The 17127-nt window shown below is 69.1% G+C and carries 20 protein-coding genes; 3 read left to right on the top strand and 17 right to left on the bottom strand.

The genetic code is table 11. The annotated features are described in order from the left end of the window. Window position 1 precedes the first annotated feature (1 nt). From AC07NB_RS10345 to AC07NB_RS10285, 13 genes are all read right to left on the bottom strand, one after another. The gene (locus AC07NB_RS10345; RefSeq protein WP_291833083.1) at window positions 2-919 is read right to left on the bottom strand and encodes a J domain-containing protein; all 918 of its coding nucleotides are present in this window, start codon (window positions 917-919) and stop codon (window positions 2-4) included. Between the two features lie 90 nt (window positions 920-1009). Further along, the gene (locus AC07NB_RS10340) at window positions 1010-4714 is read right to left on the bottom strand and encodes a baseplate multidomain protein megatron (RefSeq protein ID WP_494570780.1); all 3705 of its coding nucleotides are present in this window, start codon (window positions 4712-4714) and stop codon (window positions 1010-1012) included. Between the two features lie 5 nt (window positions 4715-4719). After that, a complete protein-coding gene (locus AC07NB_RS10335; protein WP_494570779.1) occupies window positions 4720-5163 on the bottom strand; it encodes an NlpC/P60 family protein in 444 nt (147 codons plus the stop codon). A gap of 8 nt (window positions 5164-5171) precedes the next feature. Continuing rightward, window positions 5172-5822, bottom strand: a complete 651-nt coding sequence (locus AC07NB_RS10330) for a phage/gene transfer agent baseplate hub protein (protein WP_492312457.1) — start codon at window positions 5820-5822, stop codon at window positions 5172-5174. A 3-nt stretch (window positions 5823-5825) separates the two neighbouring features. Next, complete coding sequence (locus AC07NB_RS10325; RefSeq protein WP_494570778.1) at window positions 5826-6449, bottom strand: phage distal tail protein, Rcc01695 family; 624 nt, start codon at window positions 6447-6449, stop codon at window positions 5826-5828. Then, entirely contained in the window at window positions 6449-6976 is a 528-nt protein-coding gene (locus AC07NB_RS10320) for a phage tail tape measure protein (RefSeq protein ID WP_492312455.1), read from the bottom strand. Before AC07NB_RS10320 ends, AC07NB_RS10325 begins: the two co-directional genes overlap by 1 nt. Further along, window positions 6969-7124: a phage tail assembly chaperone gene (locus tag AC07NB_RS10315; protein WP_492312722.1), complete on the bottom strand. Its 156-nt coding sequence runs from the start codon at window positions 7122-7124 to the stop codon at window positions 6969-6971. The genes AC07NB_RS10320 and AC07NB_RS10315 overlap by 8 nt, the downstream gene beginning before the upstream one ends. Window positions 7125-7141: 17 nt before the next feature. After that, window positions 7142-7429, bottom strand: a complete 288-nt coding sequence (locus AC07NB_RS10310) for a GTA-gp10 family protein (protein ID WP_492312454.1) — start codon at window positions 7427-7429, stop codon at window positions 7142-7144. Beyond that, window positions 7429-7839: a phage major tail protein, TP901-1 family gene (locus tag AC07NB_RS10305; protein ID WP_492312453.1), complete on the bottom strand. Its 411-nt coding sequence runs from the start codon at window positions 7837-7839 to the stop codon at window positions 7429-7431. Before AC07NB_RS10305 ends, AC07NB_RS10310 begins: the two co-directional genes overlap by 1 nt. 17 nt (window positions 7840-7856) lie before the next feature. Then, the gene (locus tag AC07NB_RS10300) at window positions 7857-8255 is read right to left on the bottom strand and encodes a DUF3168 domain-containing protein (RefSeq protein ID WP_291833062.1); all 399 of its coding nucleotides are present in this window, start codon (window positions 8253-8255) and stop codon (window positions 7857-7859) included. Next, window positions 8252-8545 (bottom strand): phage head-tail adapter protein, encoded by a 294-nt coding sequence (locus AC07NB_RS10295; protein WP_494570777.1) that lies wholly within the window; start codon window positions 8543-8545, stop codon window positions 8252-8254. Before AC07NB_RS10295 ends, AC07NB_RS10300 begins: the two co-directional genes overlap by 4 nt. Before the next feature lie 11 nt (window positions 8546-8556). Then, window positions 8557-8823: a head-tail connector protein gene (locus AC07NB_RS10290; protein WP_291833056.1), complete on the bottom strand. Its 267-nt coding sequence runs from the start codon at window positions 8821-8823 to the stop codon at window positions 8557-8559. Between the two features lie 89 nt (window positions 8824-8912). Then, entirely contained in the window at window positions 8913-10136 is a 1224-nt protein-coding gene (locus AC07NB_RS10285) for a phage major capsid protein (RefSeq protein WP_291833053.1), read from the bottom strand. A gap of 109 nt (window positions 10137-10245) precedes the next feature. On the opposite strand from AC07NB_RS10285, the gene AC07NB_RS10280 reads away from it, so the two are divergent. Next, a complete protein-coding gene (locus tag AC07NB_RS10280) occupies window positions 10246-11037 on the top strand; it encodes a hypothetical protein (RefSeq protein ID WP_492312450.1) in 792 nt (263 codons plus the stop codon). Here AC07NB_RS10280 and AC07NB_RS10275 read toward each other — a convergent pair. From AC07NB_RS10275 to AC07NB_RS10260, 4 genes are all read right to left on the bottom strand, one after another. Next, window positions 11021-11467, bottom strand: a complete 447-nt coding sequence (locus AC07NB_RS10275) for an HK97 family phage prohead protease (protein WP_494570776.1) — start codon at window positions 11465-11467, stop codon at window positions 11021-11023. The two genes, AC07NB_RS10280 and AC07NB_RS10275, sit on opposite strands and share 17 nt — an antisense overlap. Further along, window positions 11464-11691, bottom strand: coding sequence for a hypothetical protein (locus AC07NB_RS10270; protein WP_492312448.1), 228 nt, complete (start codon window positions 11689-11691; stop codon window positions 11464-11466). Before AC07NB_RS10270 ends, AC07NB_RS10275 begins: the two co-directional genes overlap by 4 nt. Before the next feature lie 2 nt (window positions 11692-11693). After that, window positions 11694-12854 carry a phage portal protein gene (locus tag AC07NB_RS10265; protein ID WP_492312447.1) on the bottom strand — a complete coding sequence of 387 codons (1161 nt, stop codon included), beginning with the start codon at window positions 12852-12854 and terminating at the stop codon, window positions 11694-11696. Between the two features lie 171 nt (window positions 12855-13025). Next, on the bottom strand, window positions 13026-13493 hold the full coding sequence (locus AC07NB_RS10260; RefSeq protein ID WP_492312446.1) for a YcgN family cysteine cluster protein: 468 nt from the start codon (window positions 13491-13493) through the stop codon (window positions 13026-13028). An 88-nt stretch (window positions 13494-13581) separates the two neighbouring features. Between AC07NB_RS10260 and AC07NB_RS10255 the strand changes: the two genes are divergently transcribed. Both AC07NB_RS10255 and AC07NB_RS10250 read left to right on the top strand, forming a co-directional pair. Continuing rightward, window positions 13582-15288 carry an Hsp70 family protein gene (locus AC07NB_RS10255; RefSeq protein ID WP_494570775.1) on the top strand — a complete coding sequence of 569 codons (1707 nt, stop codon included), beginning with the start codon at window positions 13582-13584 and terminating at the stop codon, window positions 15286-15288. After that, window positions 15279-17126, top strand: a complete 1848-nt coding sequence (locus AC07NB_RS10250) for a J domain-containing protein (protein ID WP_494570774.1) — start codon at window positions 15279-15281, stop codon at window positions 17124-17126. Before AC07NB_RS10255 ends, AC07NB_RS10250 begins: the two co-directional genes overlap by 10 nt. The last annotated feature ends 1 nt before the right edge of the window (window position 17127 follow it).

The raw sequence follows: 17127 nt of genomic DNA, 5'->3' as shown, positions 1-17127 counted from the left end.
CCTAGTCCCGGAACGGCCGGATCGGCCCCTCGTCCCGCGCCTTCTGCGCCAGCTTGGTCAGCGCCATGTCGTCTTCAGGCAGGACGATCATCAGCTTGGCCAGCAGGTCGCCGCGCTTGCCGTTGGCGTAGGCGCCCCGCCCCTTCAGGCGCAGCACCTTGCCCGAACTGGAGCCGGCCGGGATGGTCATGCTGACCGTGCCCTCCGGCGTCCGGACCGGAACCTTGCCCCCCAGCACCGCATCGTACAGCGGCACCGGCTGATCCATGGTCAGGTCAGCCCCGTCACGCGTGAAGATCGGGTGCGGCATCAGCTTCAGTTCGATGAGGGCGTCGCCGTTCTCGGCGCCGCGGCCGGGCATGCCCTGCCCTTTCAAACGGATCGTCTGGCCGTCGCCTGCCCCCTTGGGAATGGCCACGTCCAACGTGCGCCCGTCCGAGAACTGGATCCGCCGGGTTGCACCGGAGATCGAATCCTCAAGGCCGATCTCCAGCGTCGCCCGCACATCCTGGCCCTTGGCCGCGAACCCGCCACCGCGCGTCCCGGGACGGGCTCCGCCGCTGAACATGCCGCCGAAGATTTCATCCAGGTCGATGTTTTCGAAACCACCGCGCTGGCCGCCCTGGCCAAACGGGCTCTGGCCGGGGCCACGCCCGCCGCCCGCCGCACCGCCGCCGTAGCCGCGGAACTGCTCGCGCCCGTCGGCGTCGATCTCGCCGCGGTCGAACTTCGTCCGCTTGTCCTTGTCGCCCAGGATGTCGAAGGCCGCCGTCACGCGCTTGAAGCGCTCGTCGGTGTCCTTGTTGCCGGGGTTTTTGTCGGGATGGAGTTCCTTGGCGAGCTTGCGGAACGCCTTCTTGATCTCGTCCTGGCTCGCGCCCCGGGCCACGCCCAGTTCCTTGTAGGGATCGCCCGCCACGTTCGAGTCCGCTCCTGCGCTGGATGCCGAGCGTTTCAGTTAGGTCATCCGGCGGATTCCGCAAACCACTTCCGTCGTTCATGGACGAATTCAGAGCGTCGTGGTCGCGGTCTCGCCCCAACCATAGCCTTCGCCCCACTGCGCCACCGAGATCATGACGCCTTCGGGTGGCCCTGCCGGGAAATCGGCCCCGACATCCGCCCCCGCGTAGACGACCGCCGCCGTCTCGACCTCGACGCTCCGTACGGGCGCGCCCTCATGGATGACCTGGACCCGGAACCGCGAGGGATCGCTCGCGGCGATTTCACCGTCCCATCGGTCCCCGTCGAGACGGGCGCGAGGCGCCCAGGTCAGGTCATAGTCGCCGTTCGATCGCGCCCGACACCGCAGGTGCGCGGGGCTCCACGGCCGATCATGCAGCCCCCTGGGCGTCCAATGAAGTTCGCTGACGCCTCGCCCGCCCGGCAGGCCGGTCGGTCCCGCACGCCAGAGCAACGGCAGACCGCGCTCCGCCCGGGGCGACAATACCTTCGGCGGAACGGCGTCCAGAAGCACTGCGATAGCTCCGGCTCCGGCGCCCACGCGCATCGCCGCCTCGGTGCCCTGCTGTCCCCTCAGCAGTCCCGAAAGCCGCCACACGTCGTCGCCGAGCAAGTCCGCCTGCCGGAACTGGAGCAACTCCCATCCCGCAGGGGTTTCGACCGCGACCGCATTGGCCCCGGCCAGTACAGCGGCTTCGCTCCGGCTTTCGGGCGCCCGTCCCTCCACCTGAACCGTCAGGACGGAGGTCTCGTCCCAGCGGTGCCGCGGGCCGGACGACAGGGGCGCTGTCAGGACGCCCACCGTCGCGGGCCGGTCGACATCCGTGCGCAAGGTCAGGGCGTCGGTCGACGTCCCCGCCCGAACCTGCATCGGCCGCCAAGGCTCCGCCGCCACCACCGCGAGCGGCCCTACGGCGTCTTCCACGCCCGGTAAGGGCGGCAGCTCAAGCATGCGGAAGAAGGGCGCACCGACCACAGCGCCGTCATCGGGACGGCCAGGGACGGTCATGTCATCGCCAGGGTGAACCGATCGGACCGGTTCCAGCGTCGCCGAGGCGGCCTCGGAGACATCAAGGCCGCTCACGCGCCACAGCCCGCTCCATCCGTCGATGGCGACGACATCGCCGGGCTCCAGCCGCAGGGCCTCGACCGGGCCGAGCGTCACCTTCAGGCGCCCGCCCTCGCCGGCGATCAGGGCGCGTTCCGCGGCCGCTTGCGCCAGCGCCGGCCCGCACACCGCGGGCAAGTCCAGATCGACGTCCCCGCCGTCCCCGGCCGTGCGCGCCAGAACCGAACCGATCTGATAGTCCCGCGCCCCGTCGATGAAGCGCACCCGCGCGATCGCCGGGCGCGGCTCCAGGCTCCGCTCCACGCCGACCGCAGCTCCCTCGTCCGGCAAGGCGAAGGCCTCAACCTGAAGGTTCGCCGTCACCGGTTCATCGCCGATCACGGCGATGCGCCCGCCCCGTTCGACCATGCGCATCCCGAGCCCCGCCAGCAGAGGTTCAAGCGCGTCGCGGACCCGCATCGGGCGATCGACGACGTATCCATCCATCTGCCCCGTCACCGCGCCGATCTCGAACGTGTCCAGCCCGCCTCGTTCCAGAAGCGCGTGGATCAGGTCCCGCGTCTCGCCGTGCAGACGGCCATTCAGCCAATGGCCGCAGCGCCAGCCCGACGCATCGGCCCAGATGTCGTCTCGACCGGGAAAGGCCGGCCATGGTCGGGCGTCCCAGCACCAGGCGTCGGCGGCCTCAAGCATCGGTCCGCCGTAGATGGGCGATAGCGGATTATTCTCCGCGAAATGACTCAGCACCGCCTCCAGCGCGCGCCGCTGCATCCGGTCGTCCCGCGCTCCGGTCGAGAACGGCGGCAGGGCGCTCTCTGCGCTCTTCGGGTCCTGAAACAGGTTCGGTGCATTGCCGCCCCGATCCACTGCCGCACAGCCGAACTCCGCCAGCCGTACCGGCTTCATGCCGGGCAGCCAGGCGGTCGGAGACGCATTGCGCACCCCGCTGGTCCGCTCATGATGCGGATGGCTCCACCAGCCGACCAGGTCCTTGGCCCGGAACACCCAGTCCTCACCCGTCAGGCCGTCGGTGATCGGAGTCCGCATCTGCGCAGCGCGATCGGCGTCGTCGCGGTAGAACCAGTCAAAGCCCTCGCCGCCCGAGACCTGGGCCGCCAGATAGGCAGGATCATCCGGACCTTTGTGGTTCGCCGCATCCAGCCCGCCATCCCTGTCGCGCCAATCACCCAGCGGCGGATACCAGTCGATGCCGACGTAATCGATGTTCGGATCGGCCCACAGCGGGTCAAGGTGAAACCGCACGTCTCCGCCATCGCGCGGGCCGGCGTACTCCGACCAGTCGGCGGCGTAGGACAACTTGACGTCCGCGCCCACTACGGCCCTGCATTCGGCGGCCAGATCGCGGAATGCGCCGACCGCCGGGAAGCCGCCGGGGACGTCGCGCGTCGTCGTCAGCCCGCGCATCTCCGAGCCGATCAGCAATCCGTCGGCGCCGGTCTCCACCGCCAGAGCCGCATAGTGCAGCGCCAGACGCCTGAGCCCCCAGCCGTCTTCGGCGCCGAACACCTCGGCCACATCATCCGCCGCAGCCGCACCGTCACGCCCTTTCAGACGCCCTCGCCACGGATAGGCCGCCTGCGCCGATCCGCCATACGGATCGGGCAAGGCGTTGTCCGCCGGAATGTCCATGAAGACAAAGGGGTACAGCGTCACTTCCAGCCCCCGGGCCTTCAGTTCCGCCACGGCCTGTCGCACGCAGTCATCGGAAGGCGTGCCGCCATAGGCCGGGCCGCCGCTCGCGACCGAGATCAGGTGCGCGTCCTGTCGTTCCAACCCGGCCACCGACCAGGACAGGGGCTCGGTCGCCTTCCCGACGCGTTCGACGCCGGGCCGGATCCGGCAATGCTCCGCGCGCAGGTCGTCACCGAACCAGCCGAGCACCAGGCTGACTCGCTTGAGATTCGGCAGTTGCGCCTGGAGCTGATCTAGCGAAGCCGTCAGATCGGCGCGCCCGTCGCCATGGACGTTTTCCGGCGTCGTCCGCGTCAGCCCTTCGCGCCGCAGAACCGCTTCGGTCGCCAGCACGAACTCCCCAGCGCCGGGGATCAGGCAGACGCCCTCGAGCCGGTCCTCGAGTCGCGCCTCCACGCCCCGCGGCCGCCTGAAAACTTCGAAGGCCAGCTGCGGAATCCGGTTGCCGAACGGCCCCAGAGGCAAGTCCTCGAACACCACATAGGCTGTCCCGCGATAGGCGGGCGCCGCGCCTTCAACCGCCTCGATCAGGGGATCCGGCGCCTGGGTCTCGCCGCCCCGATGCACCCTGAAGACGACCCCGGACAGATCCATCGGCTGGCCATCGGCCCAGATCCTTCCGACGCCGTCGATCTCGCCTTCGCACAGCGCCACCGCGAAGCTCAGGGAGTAGCCGTACTCCACTGTGCGCGGCCCGCCCTTTCCGGCCCACGACGTGTGGCGGTCCTCCAGGAAGCGTGCGGCCCATATGACCTGTCCGACCGCGCGGGCACGTCCCAGAATGCAGGCCATCGGAGCGCCTTCCGAAGTGCTCTGCAGCTTCAGGCCTTCCAGCCTCGGCCCGCGTTGCCGGGCCGGCTGCAGGCCCGCGACGACCGCCTGATCGATACCGCGGCCGATGAAATTACCCAGCATCGCGCCCGGCGCGCCGCCCAGGGCCTGCCCAACGCCGCCCAGCACCACCTGCGCCATCTTCTCTATTCTCCGTCTGTTTCCGGGACCCGGGGCGCGGGCCAGGCAAAAGCCGCGACCAGCCGCCGGCGCCACCACCGCCCCATCCAGCTCTCCACCACCGCCCGCCCCCAGTAGGCGTGGATCATCCGCCCCTCGCCGGCCTCATCGCTCAGAATGGCGCAGTGCTTGGCCGGCACACCCGCCGCCATGCGAAACAGCAACACGTCTCCCGCCTGCGCTCTCGCCACCGGAATTTCGACCAGCCATCGCCGCGCCGCAGCCCACAACAGCTCTTCACCGCCCGCTTCCGCCCAGTCAGGCCCGTAGGCGAGGGCCGCCTCCGGTTCCACGCCCACGACCTCGCGCCACACCCCGCGCACCAGCCCCAGGCAATCCGCCCCCTGCATCTTCATACTGGCCTGATGTCGATAGGGTGTTCCCAGCCAACTCCGGGCCGCCGCCAGCACCCGCGCCCTCACCGGCGGCTCCCGCCGTCGTTCCGACCACCCTCCACGGGAGATGCAGCGAGAAAATCGTCGCCCGGGATGTCGGGAAAGCCCCGGAAATTGGCCCCGTTTCCGAACACGCCTACGCAGGTCGCCCAGCGCCGGTCGCAGGTCAGGCCCGGAAAGGCGGCGCGCACCACGCCGCACCGACTGTCGCCCAGTTCGGCCTCGCAGCCCCGGCCGAAGGTCCGGCCGACCACCCGATCCAGCGCCGCGAACGGCCCTTCCAGCTCTCCCGTAAAGGCCTCACCCTCCCGCCGCACCCGGGCCAGCCGTCCGCACCAAAGCCGCACCCTGAGTTCGGGCCTGGCCCAATCCACCCGCCACAGATCGATGCTCGCACGGTCGTACAGACCGGCGTTCAGATCCTCCGCGCGGATCATCGCGTCATCCAGAACACCTGCCACTGAGACCGTCCCGACGCGATTCACCGCGCTCTCCATTACCCCGGCCGTCCAGCCGCTGGCCGCGCGGCAGATCACGCCGTCAAGGTCCAGGTCGCGGTCGTGGTCCGTGAAGCCCAATCGCTCGCCGTCCTGCCGCATCAGCAGCCAGACATGGCACAGCGTCGCCGCCCCGCTTTCAATGCGGGCGACCAGCTCGGTCGGTATGTCGCGCATGTCTCAGATCCTGATCTCGATCAGCGGCAAGGCGGCTATCCGGCCGGCGTCGAAACTCTCCAGCGTCACCTCGATCCGATCGGAGTCGAAGCGCACGGGCGTATCGAACTCGAACCCGGCGGTGACCGCCGCTCCGATTGCAGGGGCCGCCGCCAGCGTCACCCGACCCGTCGCCACATCGACCGTGAAGGCCGAGGTCTCCACTCCATTGACGGCCACCCGCACCGATCCGTCGATCGGTTTGGCGATCAGGCGGCTCCAGGCGTCCGGACCCTCGCCGTAGGTCTTGCGCAAGGTAAACATCGTTTGCGCTCCGTCGCCTTGCCCCAGCCTCTGATCCGCCGGACCGACGCTCGCGCCCGGCGCACAGGATTTGAAGTCCGAGAAGTCCCGAAACCGGAAGCCGTACAACCGCCCCCGCCGCGCTTCGAAGAAGGCTGTCAGCGTCGCCATGTCGTCCAGCGATCGCAGGTTGGCCCCGATCAGATAACGCCTTCGGCCGGCCGCCCATGGCGTCGATCGCCGCTCGTGGCCCGACCCCAGCGTCACCACCTCGGTTCGCCGCTCGACCCCGCCCGTCGATCCGAACGCCAGACGGGTGGGCAGTCTCACCTCATGGAAAGACATCAAAGCCTCCTCGCGCCCAAGGCCACCGCTCGAGCTAGCATCTGCGCGATCTGGGCCTCGGAGCGCAGCAAACCCGGGACCCCGCCGCCGAGGGACACATTCACCGTCACCGCGCTCCCCGTCGCCGCTTCGATCGTCCCCGAGCCCATCGGACGAAACACTTCCGGTCCACGCTCGCCGACCAGATAGGCTCCCCCGCCAGAGACGGGTCCGCCATCGGCCCGGCTGCCCGAGAACAGTCCCGACACCGCATTGGCGATGGCGCCCGACAACCCCGACGCCCCTCCGCCGCCCGCGCTGTTGACGACCGTCAGCACAGCGCGCGCCAGTTCGGCGAGCGTGATCTCCCCATCCGCCGCCGCCCTTGCCAATGATCGCGCCAGTCCGTCGGCCGCCTTCCCGAAGGCGTCTTCGACCGCCGCCGCCGCCCGCTCTGCGGGCTCCCGCAGACTTTCCAGGGCCGCGGCCGCTTCCGCGACCCGTCGGGGCGTCTCCTCCAGCCCATCGGGCCTGAACATCTCATTCATCGGGCCATGCCTCCGCCAGTCGTTCGAGCGCATCGCGTCCCATGGGCTCCGGCCCGGAAGGCCGCGCCGTCAGCATCCGCCACTCCCTCAGCGAAAGGCGCCAGAAGACCGCCGGCCGGATCCCCAGGCTCACTGCGGTCCGCAGCATCTCACCCCAGCGGTTGCTCATTCCGCCGCCGCCGTGAACGCCATCGCCACCGCTTCAGCGGCCTCGCGCGGATCGAGCGCCACGACCAGGTCGCCGGCCAGCGCCGTCTCGCCCCCGCCTCTGAGCAAAGCCGTAAGCACCGCCGTCAGATCGCGCGCAGACAACCGGCGCATCCGGTCCGCCAATCCGCCCAACCCTTCCACGCCCAACGCCGTCTCGATCTCCGCCAGCGCACCCAGCGTCAGGCAAAGCGTGCGTTCCTCGCCGGCCAGTCGAACCCTCGCCTCGCCCCGTGCGCCATTCATCACAGGGCCTCGAAGGCGATCTCGCCGGCGCTGGCCAGGCTGATCGCGAAAGTCGCCTCCCCCTCATGCTCCCCGGCGTACTCCAGCGCCGCCACAAGGAACGGTCCCTCCAGCTGCCCGAAGTCCGGCACGATCAGCCGCCAGATCCGCGTCGCCTGGCTGAAGAAGGCCTCGCGGATCAGGGCGTCCGAGGCCGCATCCCGGAACACGCCCTGTCCGTTCACCGCCGCCGACCGCACTCCAGCGCCGGACAGCAGCTCACGCCAACGCCCGGCGCTGTCGCCGTCGGTCGCGTCGACCGTCCGGGCGTTCAGCGCGATGGTCCGCGCCCTCAACCCCGCCACGGTCGTGAAACCGCCGCCCCCGCTTTCGATCTTCAGCAGGATGTCCTTGCCGCGTTGAGCGCTCATGTGAATCTCCGTCCGGTTCAGATTTCTTCGGTCACGGCCCGCACACGCAGGACCGCATAGGTTCGGGGACCGGTGGGCGACCGCCAGACATCGCTGAAGCGCACGCCCAGGCTGACGGTCCGCACCCCGTCCGCCTCCAGCGTCGCATCAGTCAGGCATGCACGGACCGACGCCAGGGCGGCCTTGGCTTCCTCCGCGCCCTGGAAGCGGGACACGATGGTCAACGTCAGCAGATGCTCGATCCCGCCGCCGTCCGCCGCGACCGGCCGGCTTTCGCTGCGGCCGATCAGCAGGTGCGGATAGCTCGGCTCCGGCGGCGGCGCATCCCACATCCGACCGCCCAGCAAGGCCGAGGTCGCCGGATCGTGCTTCAAATGCACGATCAGCGCCTTCTGCAGGGCCAGTTCATGGCTCATCGCGTCCGCTCCAGATGAAGGATGCTCCGGCGGTCGACCGGCTCGCCCGAGACGATCCGCCAGTCTCCTCCGCCGAAGCGCAGCACACGCCCGGCGGTCAGTCGGGAATCCAGCCGGATCTCGGCCGTCAGGGTCTCAACCGTCGTCAAGGTCCCCGCTTCGCTCCTGTCCCGTCGTCGCGTCGGCCCCGCCCTTAGCCAGGCCGAACCGATCAGCTCATAGGTCAGGCTGCGTCCGCCATAGGGCGTCTCCGCCTCGATGACCTCGAACACCTGGGCCAGCAAAGGCATGCGCGCGGCGATCACAACCGCACCACGCGGTACGGCGCCAGCCAGGCCTCGACCGGCTGGATCGGCATTTCGGTCTCGCCGCGCTCATAGCCGCGCAGCGTCAGCATCAGGATGGCCAGCCGCAATGGAGCAGGCGAGGTGGACGTCAGGATCAGGCCCACGTCGCCCTCGACCCGCGCCCGGGCCGCGTCGATCAATGTCTGGATCAGCCCGTCCTCAGCGCCGTGCTCGACGCGCAGGAACAGCTTCGCCTCGGTGAGGGACACCGGTGCGGTCATATCGACCTCGCTTTGATTGATGGTGGCGAACGCCGGGCGGCGAGTAGCGACTCGCTCGCCACCCGCCGCCAACTCACTCCCTCAGCGGGCTAGGTCGCGCTGAACTTCATCACCTTGATCGCGTCGAAGTCCTGCACCCCGCCGCCGACACGCCGGGTGGTGTAGAACAGCACATAGGGCTTGGCCGAGTACGGGTCCCTCAGCACGCGCACCCCCGCCCGGTCGACGATCAGATAGCCGCGCCGGAAATCGCCGAACGCGATCGCCGCCGCATTGGCCGCGATGTTCGGCATCGTCTCGATCTCGGTGACCGGGTAACCCAGCAGCGAGGCCGTCTCACCCGCCCGCTGCGCCGGCTGCCAGATGTAGTTGCCGTCCGCGTCCTTGAATTTGCGCACCGCCGAGACCGTGCGCCGGTTCATCACGAAGCGGGCGTTGGGCCGGTATTGGGCCTTCGGCGCGTAGATCAGATCGATCAGGCGGTCCGCCGGGCTGGTCGGGGCGAAGGCGCCGGCCGCGCCGGAGGCGACGTAGCCGATCTCGCCCCAGTCCTGATCGGCGTCTGCGACGATCGTGTAGTCCAGGAAGCCACGCGGCTTGTTGCTCCCGTCGCCGTTGACGAAGGCCTGGGTTTCCTGCGCGGTGAAGGCGTCCTCGACCTCCGCGGCCAGCCATTCGTCCAGATCGACCAGAGCGTCGTCCAGCAACGACTGGGTCGCCGCCGGGCAGGCATAGAGGTCGGCCGACGGGAACTCGAGCAGCGCCAGCGTCGCCGGATCGGTCTCGGGCCGCGCCGCCGTCTCCGCTACCCAGCCCGAGCCCACGCCGGCGATGGACACCGGCTTGCGGAAGACGCCTGCTTGCACCGTGCGCACCGTCGAGATCTCGCGCATCGGCGATCCGGCCATCAATCGCCGCTCGATGGCGCGTTCGGTCTGCTCAGGCACGACATAGCCGGCCGAGTTCGACGCCGACGACAGCCCCGCCTTCAGCTCCAGCCCGAATGATGCGCCCGCGCGCAGATAGCCGTCGAAGGCCGCTTTGGCCTCGGGTGCCTCGATCACCTTGGGTTCGGTCCCGAGCGGCGGTCGACGCCCTTCGCTGACCACCCGGTCCAGCCGCGCCTGAGCGCTGGCCACCGCCTGGTCGATACGCGCCACCTTCTCTTCCAGCAGCGTATCGGCCGACGCCTTGCGCTCGATCTCATCCAGCCGCGTGTCGTTGGCGCCTTTGAACGCCTCGAACGCGGCCATCATTTCATGCATGGCGGCGCGCGCCTCCGGCGTGGCCGGGGCCTGTTTGGTCTCTTTCATTCTGTCTCCGGTGTTGAAGAACCGCCGATCGCGGTTAGGGTCGGGACGTGAACCGCCCCGGAACTCTTCGTTTCGCCCGCCTCACGGCCGCGCTCCCGGGCGCCGTCCGATGAGCCGCTACACCCGTCTCGAACGGGCCGTCATGGACGCCTTGGTCCACGACCTCCGCGCGGAGATCCCCGATCTGGCGGGCCAGTTCGAGGAAAGCCGGCCCAGCCAACGCCGCAACTCCGGCTTCGGCCTGTTCACCGAAATGATCGTCGATCGCAGCCGTCCGGCGCCCACCACGGGCCCGACCGGCGACCTCGGTACGGTCCACGTCATGGTCGGTCACCTCCCCGACCCGATCGCCTTCAAGGCCCGCGTCCGCCACGGCGTCCTGCTCGGCCTCCTCGGCGACAGCTACGGCCAGGACACCCGCGCCATCGATTTCGCCACCGTGGCCTTCGATCAGGTCTTCACCGTCGATGCCCGGGGGCAGTCCATTCCCTTCGAGCCGACGCGGCAAATGCCGCCCAGCCCCCTGCTGGACCTGCATCGTCACAACGACCACGATCCCGCCGCCCGGCCGGTCGAACCGCCCCCGCTCGTCAATGTCGGCGCGCTCCAGCGGGTTCAGGAGGTCGATGCGCCCCCGCGCCACCTCCCGGCCTCGGTCCTGACACCCGATCCCACGCCCGAACCCCGGGTTCCCACGGACCAGATGTCTTTGCTGATCGGGCTTTGGGCCCTGATCGGCGTGATCGCCCTCCTGCTCGTCTTCGTCTTCCGCCTGCCCTTCGCCCTGGGCGTCTTCTTCGCCATCGTCGCGGGCCGCGCCGTAAAGCAGCAGACGTTCCTCACGGCCGTCCGCAAGGTGGTCGATGGATGGCAAACCTCTCGGGTTATCGGACCGGACTGAACCGCGCCCCCGGCAGCATGGGAAAGGTCACCAGCGACACCTCCCACAGATCGACTTCCGTCAGCACCCGCAGCGCCCCGTCGCGCCGGGCCCGGACCGCGCGAAAGCCGATGGACAACCCGTCCATCGCCCCGGCCTTCGCCAAGGCCCCGGCGAACCGCGCCTCGGCTGACCAGTCCAGGATCTGTCCACTGACGAACAAGCCTCGATCGTCCTCGACCATCCGGTTCCAGAGCCCGACCACCGCCCGCCCCTCGTGCTGGTGCAGCATTCGCACCCCGCCGGCGCCCGTCCTGGCCAGACAGGCCTCGAACGCCCCCTTCGCCACCACGTCCCGGTTCAGATCCGCCACGCCCCACAGCGAGGCGTAGCCTTCGATGACGACGGCCTCCGGCAGGATGGACGCCGTCCGTTCCACCAACCGGCTCATCGTTGCGTCTCCAGCCGTCGCTCGATCCGATCCATGGCCGCCCGCGTCGCCTCGCCCTGGGCCTCCAGTCGCGCCAGCCGTTCCGCGACCAGCCTCTGTTCGGCGACCTGATCCTCTAGGGTTCCGATCCGCGCCGCCGCGCCGCCCGCCCAGACCAGGCCGCCGATCGTCTGCACCGCCAGCGCGGTGATCAGGGCCACGGGAATTTTTCGCACGCCGTCCATGCTCAAGCCCCCACGCCGGCCATGCGCCGACGCTCCTCGTCGGTCAGGAAGCTCGCCGCCTCCAGTCGCGCCCATAGTGCCTCCCGTTCGGGCTGCAGCGCCGGAACCGCATCCATGTCCGGCTCGATCCGCACGTCCGGAAAGCGACCACCCAGCCAGCCGGTCAACGCCGCCGCCGTCTTGCGCACCAGAGGGGCCACGGTCCCGCGCCAGAAAGCCACATTGGCCTCGCGATAGTTGGCGTAGGTCGCGTCCCCGGGAATCCCCAGCAGTTGCGGCGGAACTCCGAAGGCCAGCGCGATCTCCCGCGCCGCCGCGTGTTTCCCGGCGATGAAATCCATCTCCGCCGGCGTCCAGCTCAGCGGTTTCCAGTCCAGTCCGCCCTCCAGCACCAGTGGCCGGCCGGCGTTCGCCGTGCCGCTGTGCAGGTCGTCGATCTGGGTCTTCAGGGAAACGAACTGCTCGTCGGTCAGCCGCTCGCCGTCCCTCGCCGAAAAGACCAGCGCCCCGGACGGTCGCGCGGAATTGTCCAGCAGCGCCTTGTTCCATTGCCCGGACGCGTTGTGCACGTCGATGGCGAAGGCGGCCGCCTCCAGCGGCGAGAAGCCGTAGTGATCGTCAACCGGGTGGAACAGTTTCAGATGCAGCACCGGCATCCAGCCGTCCGCCGCCCGCGCCAGGGTCACGGACCGTCCGTGCACCGAATACTCATAGGCCTCAGGCCAACCGCTTCGCCCCGGTACGACCTTCATCCGGTCGGGCCGCAGCGACCACAGCTCGTCCGGCGCCACGTCCCCCGCCGCCTCGACATAGGCGTTCCCCGCCGTCTGCAGCGCGCCATAGACCCCTTCCAGCCATTCCACTCCGGACTGCTCGGGATTGGGCCGCGCCAGAAGGTCCGCCAGGGGATGCTCGTCGGCCCGAACGCCGCCCGCGAACACCGCCAGCGGCGTCGCCGCCGCGGCCTCCGAGATCATCCGCACGCACCGGTAGGCCACCGGGTTCTTGGTGAAGCCTTCCGTCGCAAGGCTGGCGTAGTCCCGGGGGGTCCAACGCGCCCGGCCGCCGCCCGCCAACGCGATCAGGGCGCCGACCCGGCTGTCCTTGATCTCGGGCGCGGCGACGCGCCGCCGATCCCCGAAGGGCCGTCGCCAGTTCAGCATGATGATCTCCGTTGGCCCGGAACCGGGGGACGCCGCCTGCCGGTCTTTTCCGTCTTGCCAATAGTATGGGGCGCCAGCGCCCGACCGTTGGAAGATCGCGGACTCTTTCTTACAAGTGGCTGATCTTCCTGCGCTTCTCAGCGCCAGTTCGGACGAAGGTTCGCGACAGCCTCAGACGCCGCGCTCTTCCCGCCACTCGGGGGCCTCGAAGTCCAGCGCGTCTTCGGCCTCTTTCAACGCCAGTTCCGACACGGTCTGCCCGCGCACAGAAACGCCCGCCTCGTGCACCGTCTCGCGGCTGCCCGAGACCAGATGATGCCACGGCGCCAGGGTCCGCCCCTCATGGATGCGGCGATAGGCGCAGGACTTTGGCATCCACTCCAGCGCCTCGATGTTCCAGGGCGTCAGCTTGATGCAGTCCGGCACATGCTCCTTCCGATTGGCGTAGTCGGAGCAGGTGCATCGCACCGGGTCGAACAGCTTGCAGTGCACCCGTGTCGGGATCACCTCGCCGGTGTCCTCGTCCTCGAACCGCACCAGGCAGCACAGACCGCAGCCGTCGCACAGGCTTTCCCACTGTTCGCGGGTCATCTGGTCGAGGGTCTTGGTTTCCCAGAAGGCGGTCATCGGCGGCTCCATACGCCGATCGGGGCCTTGTGTCGCCGGGGCACTTCCCCGAAAGCCGCCGTCAAGGTAGGGAAAATCGAGTGGCGTTCGGGGGATACGCGTGATCATCGGCATCGATCTGGGCACGACCAACAGCGCGGTCGGCGTCTTTCGCAATGGCAAGGCGGAGCTGATTCCGAACAGTCTCGGCCACGTCCTGACGCCTTCGGCCGTCAGCGTCGATGAAACCTCGGGCGAAGTCATGGTCGGCCTGGCCGCGCGGGAGCGTCAGTCCACCCACCCCCGCCACACCGCCACGGCCTTCAAGCGCTACATGGGCGCCAACCGCGCGACGCCCCTGGGCAAACGTGACTTCACGGCCGAGGAACTGTCGGCCCTCGTTCTCGGCCGCCTCAAGGCCGACGCCGAGGCCTATCTGGGCGAGCCGGTGACCGAGGCGGTCATCACCGTCCCCGCCTATTTCAACGACAAGCAGCGCAAGGCCACCCGCCGCGCCGGTGAACTGGCAGGCCTTCGCGTCGAACGCCTGCTCAACGAACCCACCGCCGCCGCACTGGCCTACGGCATCCACGAACTCGGCAATGAGAGCCGTTTCCTGGTTTTCGACCTCGGCGGCGGCACCTTCGATGTCTCCGTGCTCGAAATCTTCGAGGGCGTGATCGAGGTCCGGGCCTCCACCGGCGACAATCGTCTGGGCGGCGAGGACTTCAATGACGTCCTCATCGAGGAATTCCGCCGCACCGCGGGCAAGGACATCAGCGAAAAGGACCGCGCTGACCCCACCTTGCGCGAACGCATCCGCGTCGCCGCCGAGCGGGCCCGCCGCGCGCTGACCGAGGGCTCCTCGGCCACCATGTCCATCGTCTGGAAGGACCAGGCGATCGAGCGGCAGATCAGCACCGAAGAGTTCGAAATCCTCTGCACCGGCCTGCTCAACCGCCTGCGCGATCCGGTCCTGCGCTCGCTGCGCGACGCGGGCATCCGCTCCGAGGACCTGTCCGAAATCATTCTGGTCGGCGGCTCGACCCGCATGCCCGTGGTCCGCAAGGCCATCACTCGCATGTTCGGCCGGTTCCCCGCCAACGCCGTCAATCCGGACGAGGCCGTCGCCCTTGGCGCCGCCGTCCAGGCCGGGCTCAAGTCCCGCGACGTGGCCCTGAAGGAAGTCGTCATGACCGACGTCTGCCCCTACAGCTTGGGGGTCGAGGTCGCCGAGCGCGGTCCGGGCGGACGCATCATCGACGGCATCTTCTCGCCGATTATCGAGCGGAACACCGTCATTCCGGCCAGTCGGACACAAAACTACGCCCCGATGCGTGATCACCAGCGCGAGCTGATCCTGCGCATCTATCAAGGGGAGTCGCGCCATGTCGTCGACAACGTCCACCTCGGCGAAATCAAGGTCCCCCTCGCCGGCGGCCGCGCCGAGGACGGCGCCACCGATGTCCGGTTCACCTATGACATCAACGGCCTGCTCGAGGTCGACGTCACGGTGATGAAGACCGGTGAGACCCGTCAGCTGATTATCGTCGATGACGATGTCGCCGCCGCACCGGACTTCGAGAAGCGCCGCGCCGCGCTCGCTGCGCTCAAGCAGCACCCGCGGGATTCCGATGCGGTGAAGACCGTCCTCGCCCGCGGCCACCGCTGCTACGAGGATGCACTCGGCGAAACCCGCCAGTTCCTCGGCGACCAGATCACCCGCTTCGAACTGGTGGTCGAAGGCCAGGACCCGCGCGAGATCGAGCACGCCATCGGCCAGCTCACCACCGTCCTCGACCAGTTCGAGGGCCAGACGTGGCTCTAGGCGGATCCATCTGGTCCATTCTCGGTCTCGAGCCGACCAATGACGAGCGCGAGGTTCGCCGCGCCTACGCCCGCCGTCTGAAAGAGGTCCATCCCGAAGACGACGCCGAAGGCTTTCAGGCCTTGCGCGAGGCCTATGAACGCGCCCTCGAAATGGCCCGCCGCGGCTGGGCCGTCCCCCTTGCGCGCAAGCCGCGCAAGAAAAAGGCCGAAACGGTCATCGATGCACCTGCTTCCGACGACCGCTGGGCGGACGACGATGCGGACCGCTGGACGGAGCCTGAGGCTGACTCGGGTGAAGGCTGGAACGACGCCGGGACAGACCGGTGGGACGTCGCCCCTCCACCGTCCGCGCCTGAACCGAAGCTGTCGCCTGAGATCGCCGCCGAGCTGGAGGCCGAAAAGGCCCGGCTGGCGGCGCACGCCGCCCTGTGCGACCAACTTGAAGGCCTGCTTCGCCAGACCACCGCGCCCTCCGGCGATGCGCTCGGCATCATGCTGCGCATCTTTCGCTCGCCCGCGATGGACTCGCTGCGAGTTCATGCAAACACCGAGTACTGGCTGGCCCACGCCATCGCCCGCGGCGGCCCGGCGGCCGACAGCCTGATCGAGTCAGCGGTCAAATTCTTCGGCTGGGACAGCGGACGGGTCGGCGTGGACATGTCCCACGCCCAGCCTGTCCTGCAGCGCCGCGAGACGGCCCTCATCATAGAACGGCTGGCCCGGCCCATGACCGTCGGCCACGACGCCTGGAAGGCCTTGCGAACGAAGCAGACCCTGTTCCGTCGCATCGCCGACCGGCTTGATCCGTTCCTGTCGCGACAGGTGACCGATCTGCTCGCCCGAGCCGCCCACGACCTTCCGGACCTGTACAGCCATCTCGACCCCGACGCCGTGGCGACCTGGCGGGCGCGTCTGGCCCATCCCCGGTTCAGCGCCCTCTTCCTGCTCAGCCTGCTGATCGTACCGCCGATCCTGGCTCTGATCGCGGTCAGCACGGGCGCATTCGGTCCGACGGCCCTGCTCAACATCCTCGCTGCCTGGGTGGTCGCCCTGGCCGCCATGACCGGGATCGGTGCGGCCTGGGTCAACGGCGTGCTCAAGCCGGCCCGTAAATGGGCGGATCGTTATCCGTGGGACGCCCCCCTGTGGAAGCGCCTGGGCTGGGCCCCGGCCGCCGCAGCCCTGCTCACAGTCGCCCCCTTCTTCCCCAACATGGACTGGCTGTGGCCAGGGATCCTGCTGGCCGGACTGGGCCTCGTCGCCTGGGCGCGGATCGTCACCGCCCACATCCCGCCTCCGCCCATGTCCCGCTACCGGATCTCCGAATTCATCGGCGTCGTCCCGATCCTCTTCTACGTTCTCTCCCTGCCCGCCTCCGCCTCGCAGCCGACACTGATCGCCGCCATGGTCAGCGCGACCCTGGTCTTCCGCTTCGGCGGCCACGCCATCGTACAGGAATGGCTCTACCAGAGCCCGGATCGCCAGCGTCTGACTTCCCTGGTTCTGATCGTCGGCGCCGTCGTGGTGGGCGGCCTCGCCGTCCTCACCGCCCGGACCGGCGCGCCAGGCCTCGCTGTCGGCCTGGTCTGCGGCTTCGCCTTCATGGATCGCGCCCTGGCGACGGATCGCTTCGGCCCCGCATTCCAGTTCCGGCGCGTCTGGCTCACGACGGGCTGGTTCGGCGCCCTGTTCGTCTCGGGCTTCGGGGAAGCAATGGCGAAGACCGCTCCTGCGGCCTTCGCCGTCTGGCTGGTGATCGCGGGCGTCATCACCGGCGCCGCCGCCTTCCTTCCCGAGCCTGGCCGCAAGAAGCGCAAACCCGGCGCGCTGGCCTGAT

It is taken from the genome of Brevundimonas sp. GW821-FHT09G01 (assembly GCF_059416065.1).
Note: the sequence above shows the minus strand (reverse complement) of the source record. Positions and strands in the feature narration are given on the sequence as shown.

Bases quoted from the DNA above. Each gene is read 5' to 3' on its own strand.
- AC07NB_RS10285 (WP_291833053.1), bottom strand. From the start codon at position 10,136: ATGAAAGAGACCAAACAGGCCCCGGCCACGCCGGAGGCGCGCGCCGCC.
- AC07NB_RS10280 (WP_492312450.1), top strand. From the start codon at position 10,246: ATGAGCCGCTACACCCGTCTCGAACGGGCCGTCATGGACGCCTTGGTC.
- AC07NB_RS10305 (WP_492312453.1), bottom strand. From the start codon at position 7,839: ATGAGCGCTCAACGCGGCAAGGACATCCTGCTGAAGATCGAAAGCGGG.
- AC07NB_RS10260 (WP_492312446.1), bottom strand. From the start codon at position 13,493: ATGGAGCCGCCGATGACCGCCTTCTGGGAAACCAAGACCCTCGACCAG.
- AC07NB_RS10330 (WP_492312457.1), bottom strand. From the start codon at position 5,822: ATGCGCGACATACCGACCGAGCTGGTCGCCCGCATTGAAAGCGGGGCG.
- AC07NB_RS10265 (WP_492312447.1), bottom strand. From the start codon at position 12,854: ATGCTGAACTGGCGACGGCCCTTCGGGGATCGGCGGCGCGTCGCCGCG.
- AC07NB_RS10300 (WP_291833062.1), bottom strand. From the start codon at position 8,255: ATGAGCCATGAACTGGCCCTGCAGAAGGCGCTGATCGTGCATTTGAAG.
- AC07NB_RS10270 (WP_492312448.1), bottom strand. From the start codon at position 11,691: ATGGACGGCGTGCGAAAAATTCCCGTGGCCCTGATCACCGCGCTGGCG.
- AC07NB_RS10275 (WP_494570776.1), bottom strand. From the start codon at position 11,467: ATGAGCCGGTTGGTGGAACGGACGGCGTCCATCCTGCCGGAGGCCGTC.
- AC07NB_RS10325 (WP_494570778.1), bottom strand. From the start codon at position 6,449: ATGTCTTTCCATGAGGTGAGACTGCCCACCCGTCTGGCGTTCGGATCG.
- AC07NB_RS10310 (WP_492312454.1), bottom strand. From the start codon at position 7,429: ATGAATGGCGCACGGGGCGAGGCGAGGGTTCGACTGGCCGGCGAGGAA.
- AC07NB_RS10315 (WP_492312722.1), bottom strand. From the start codon at position 7,124: ATGCTGCGGACCGCAGTGAGCCTGGGGATCCGGCCGGCGGTCTTCTGG.
- AC07NB_RS10295 (WP_494570777.1), bottom strand. From the start codon at position 8,545: ATGCCTTTGCTGGCCCAGGTGTTCGAGGTCATCGAGGCGGAGACGCCC.
- AC07NB_RS10290 (WP_291833056.1), bottom strand. From the start codon at position 8,823: ATGACCGCACCGGTGTCCCTCACCGAGGCGAAGCTGTTCCTGCGCGTC.
- AC07NB_RS10340 (WP_494570780.1), bottom strand. From the start codon at position 4,714: ATGGCGCAGGTGGTGCTGGGCGGCGTTGGGCAGGCCCTGGGCGGCGCG.
- AC07NB_RS10320 (WP_492312455.1), bottom strand. From the start codon at position 6,976: ATGAATGAGATGTTCAGGCCCGATGGGCTGGAGGAGACGCCCCGACGG.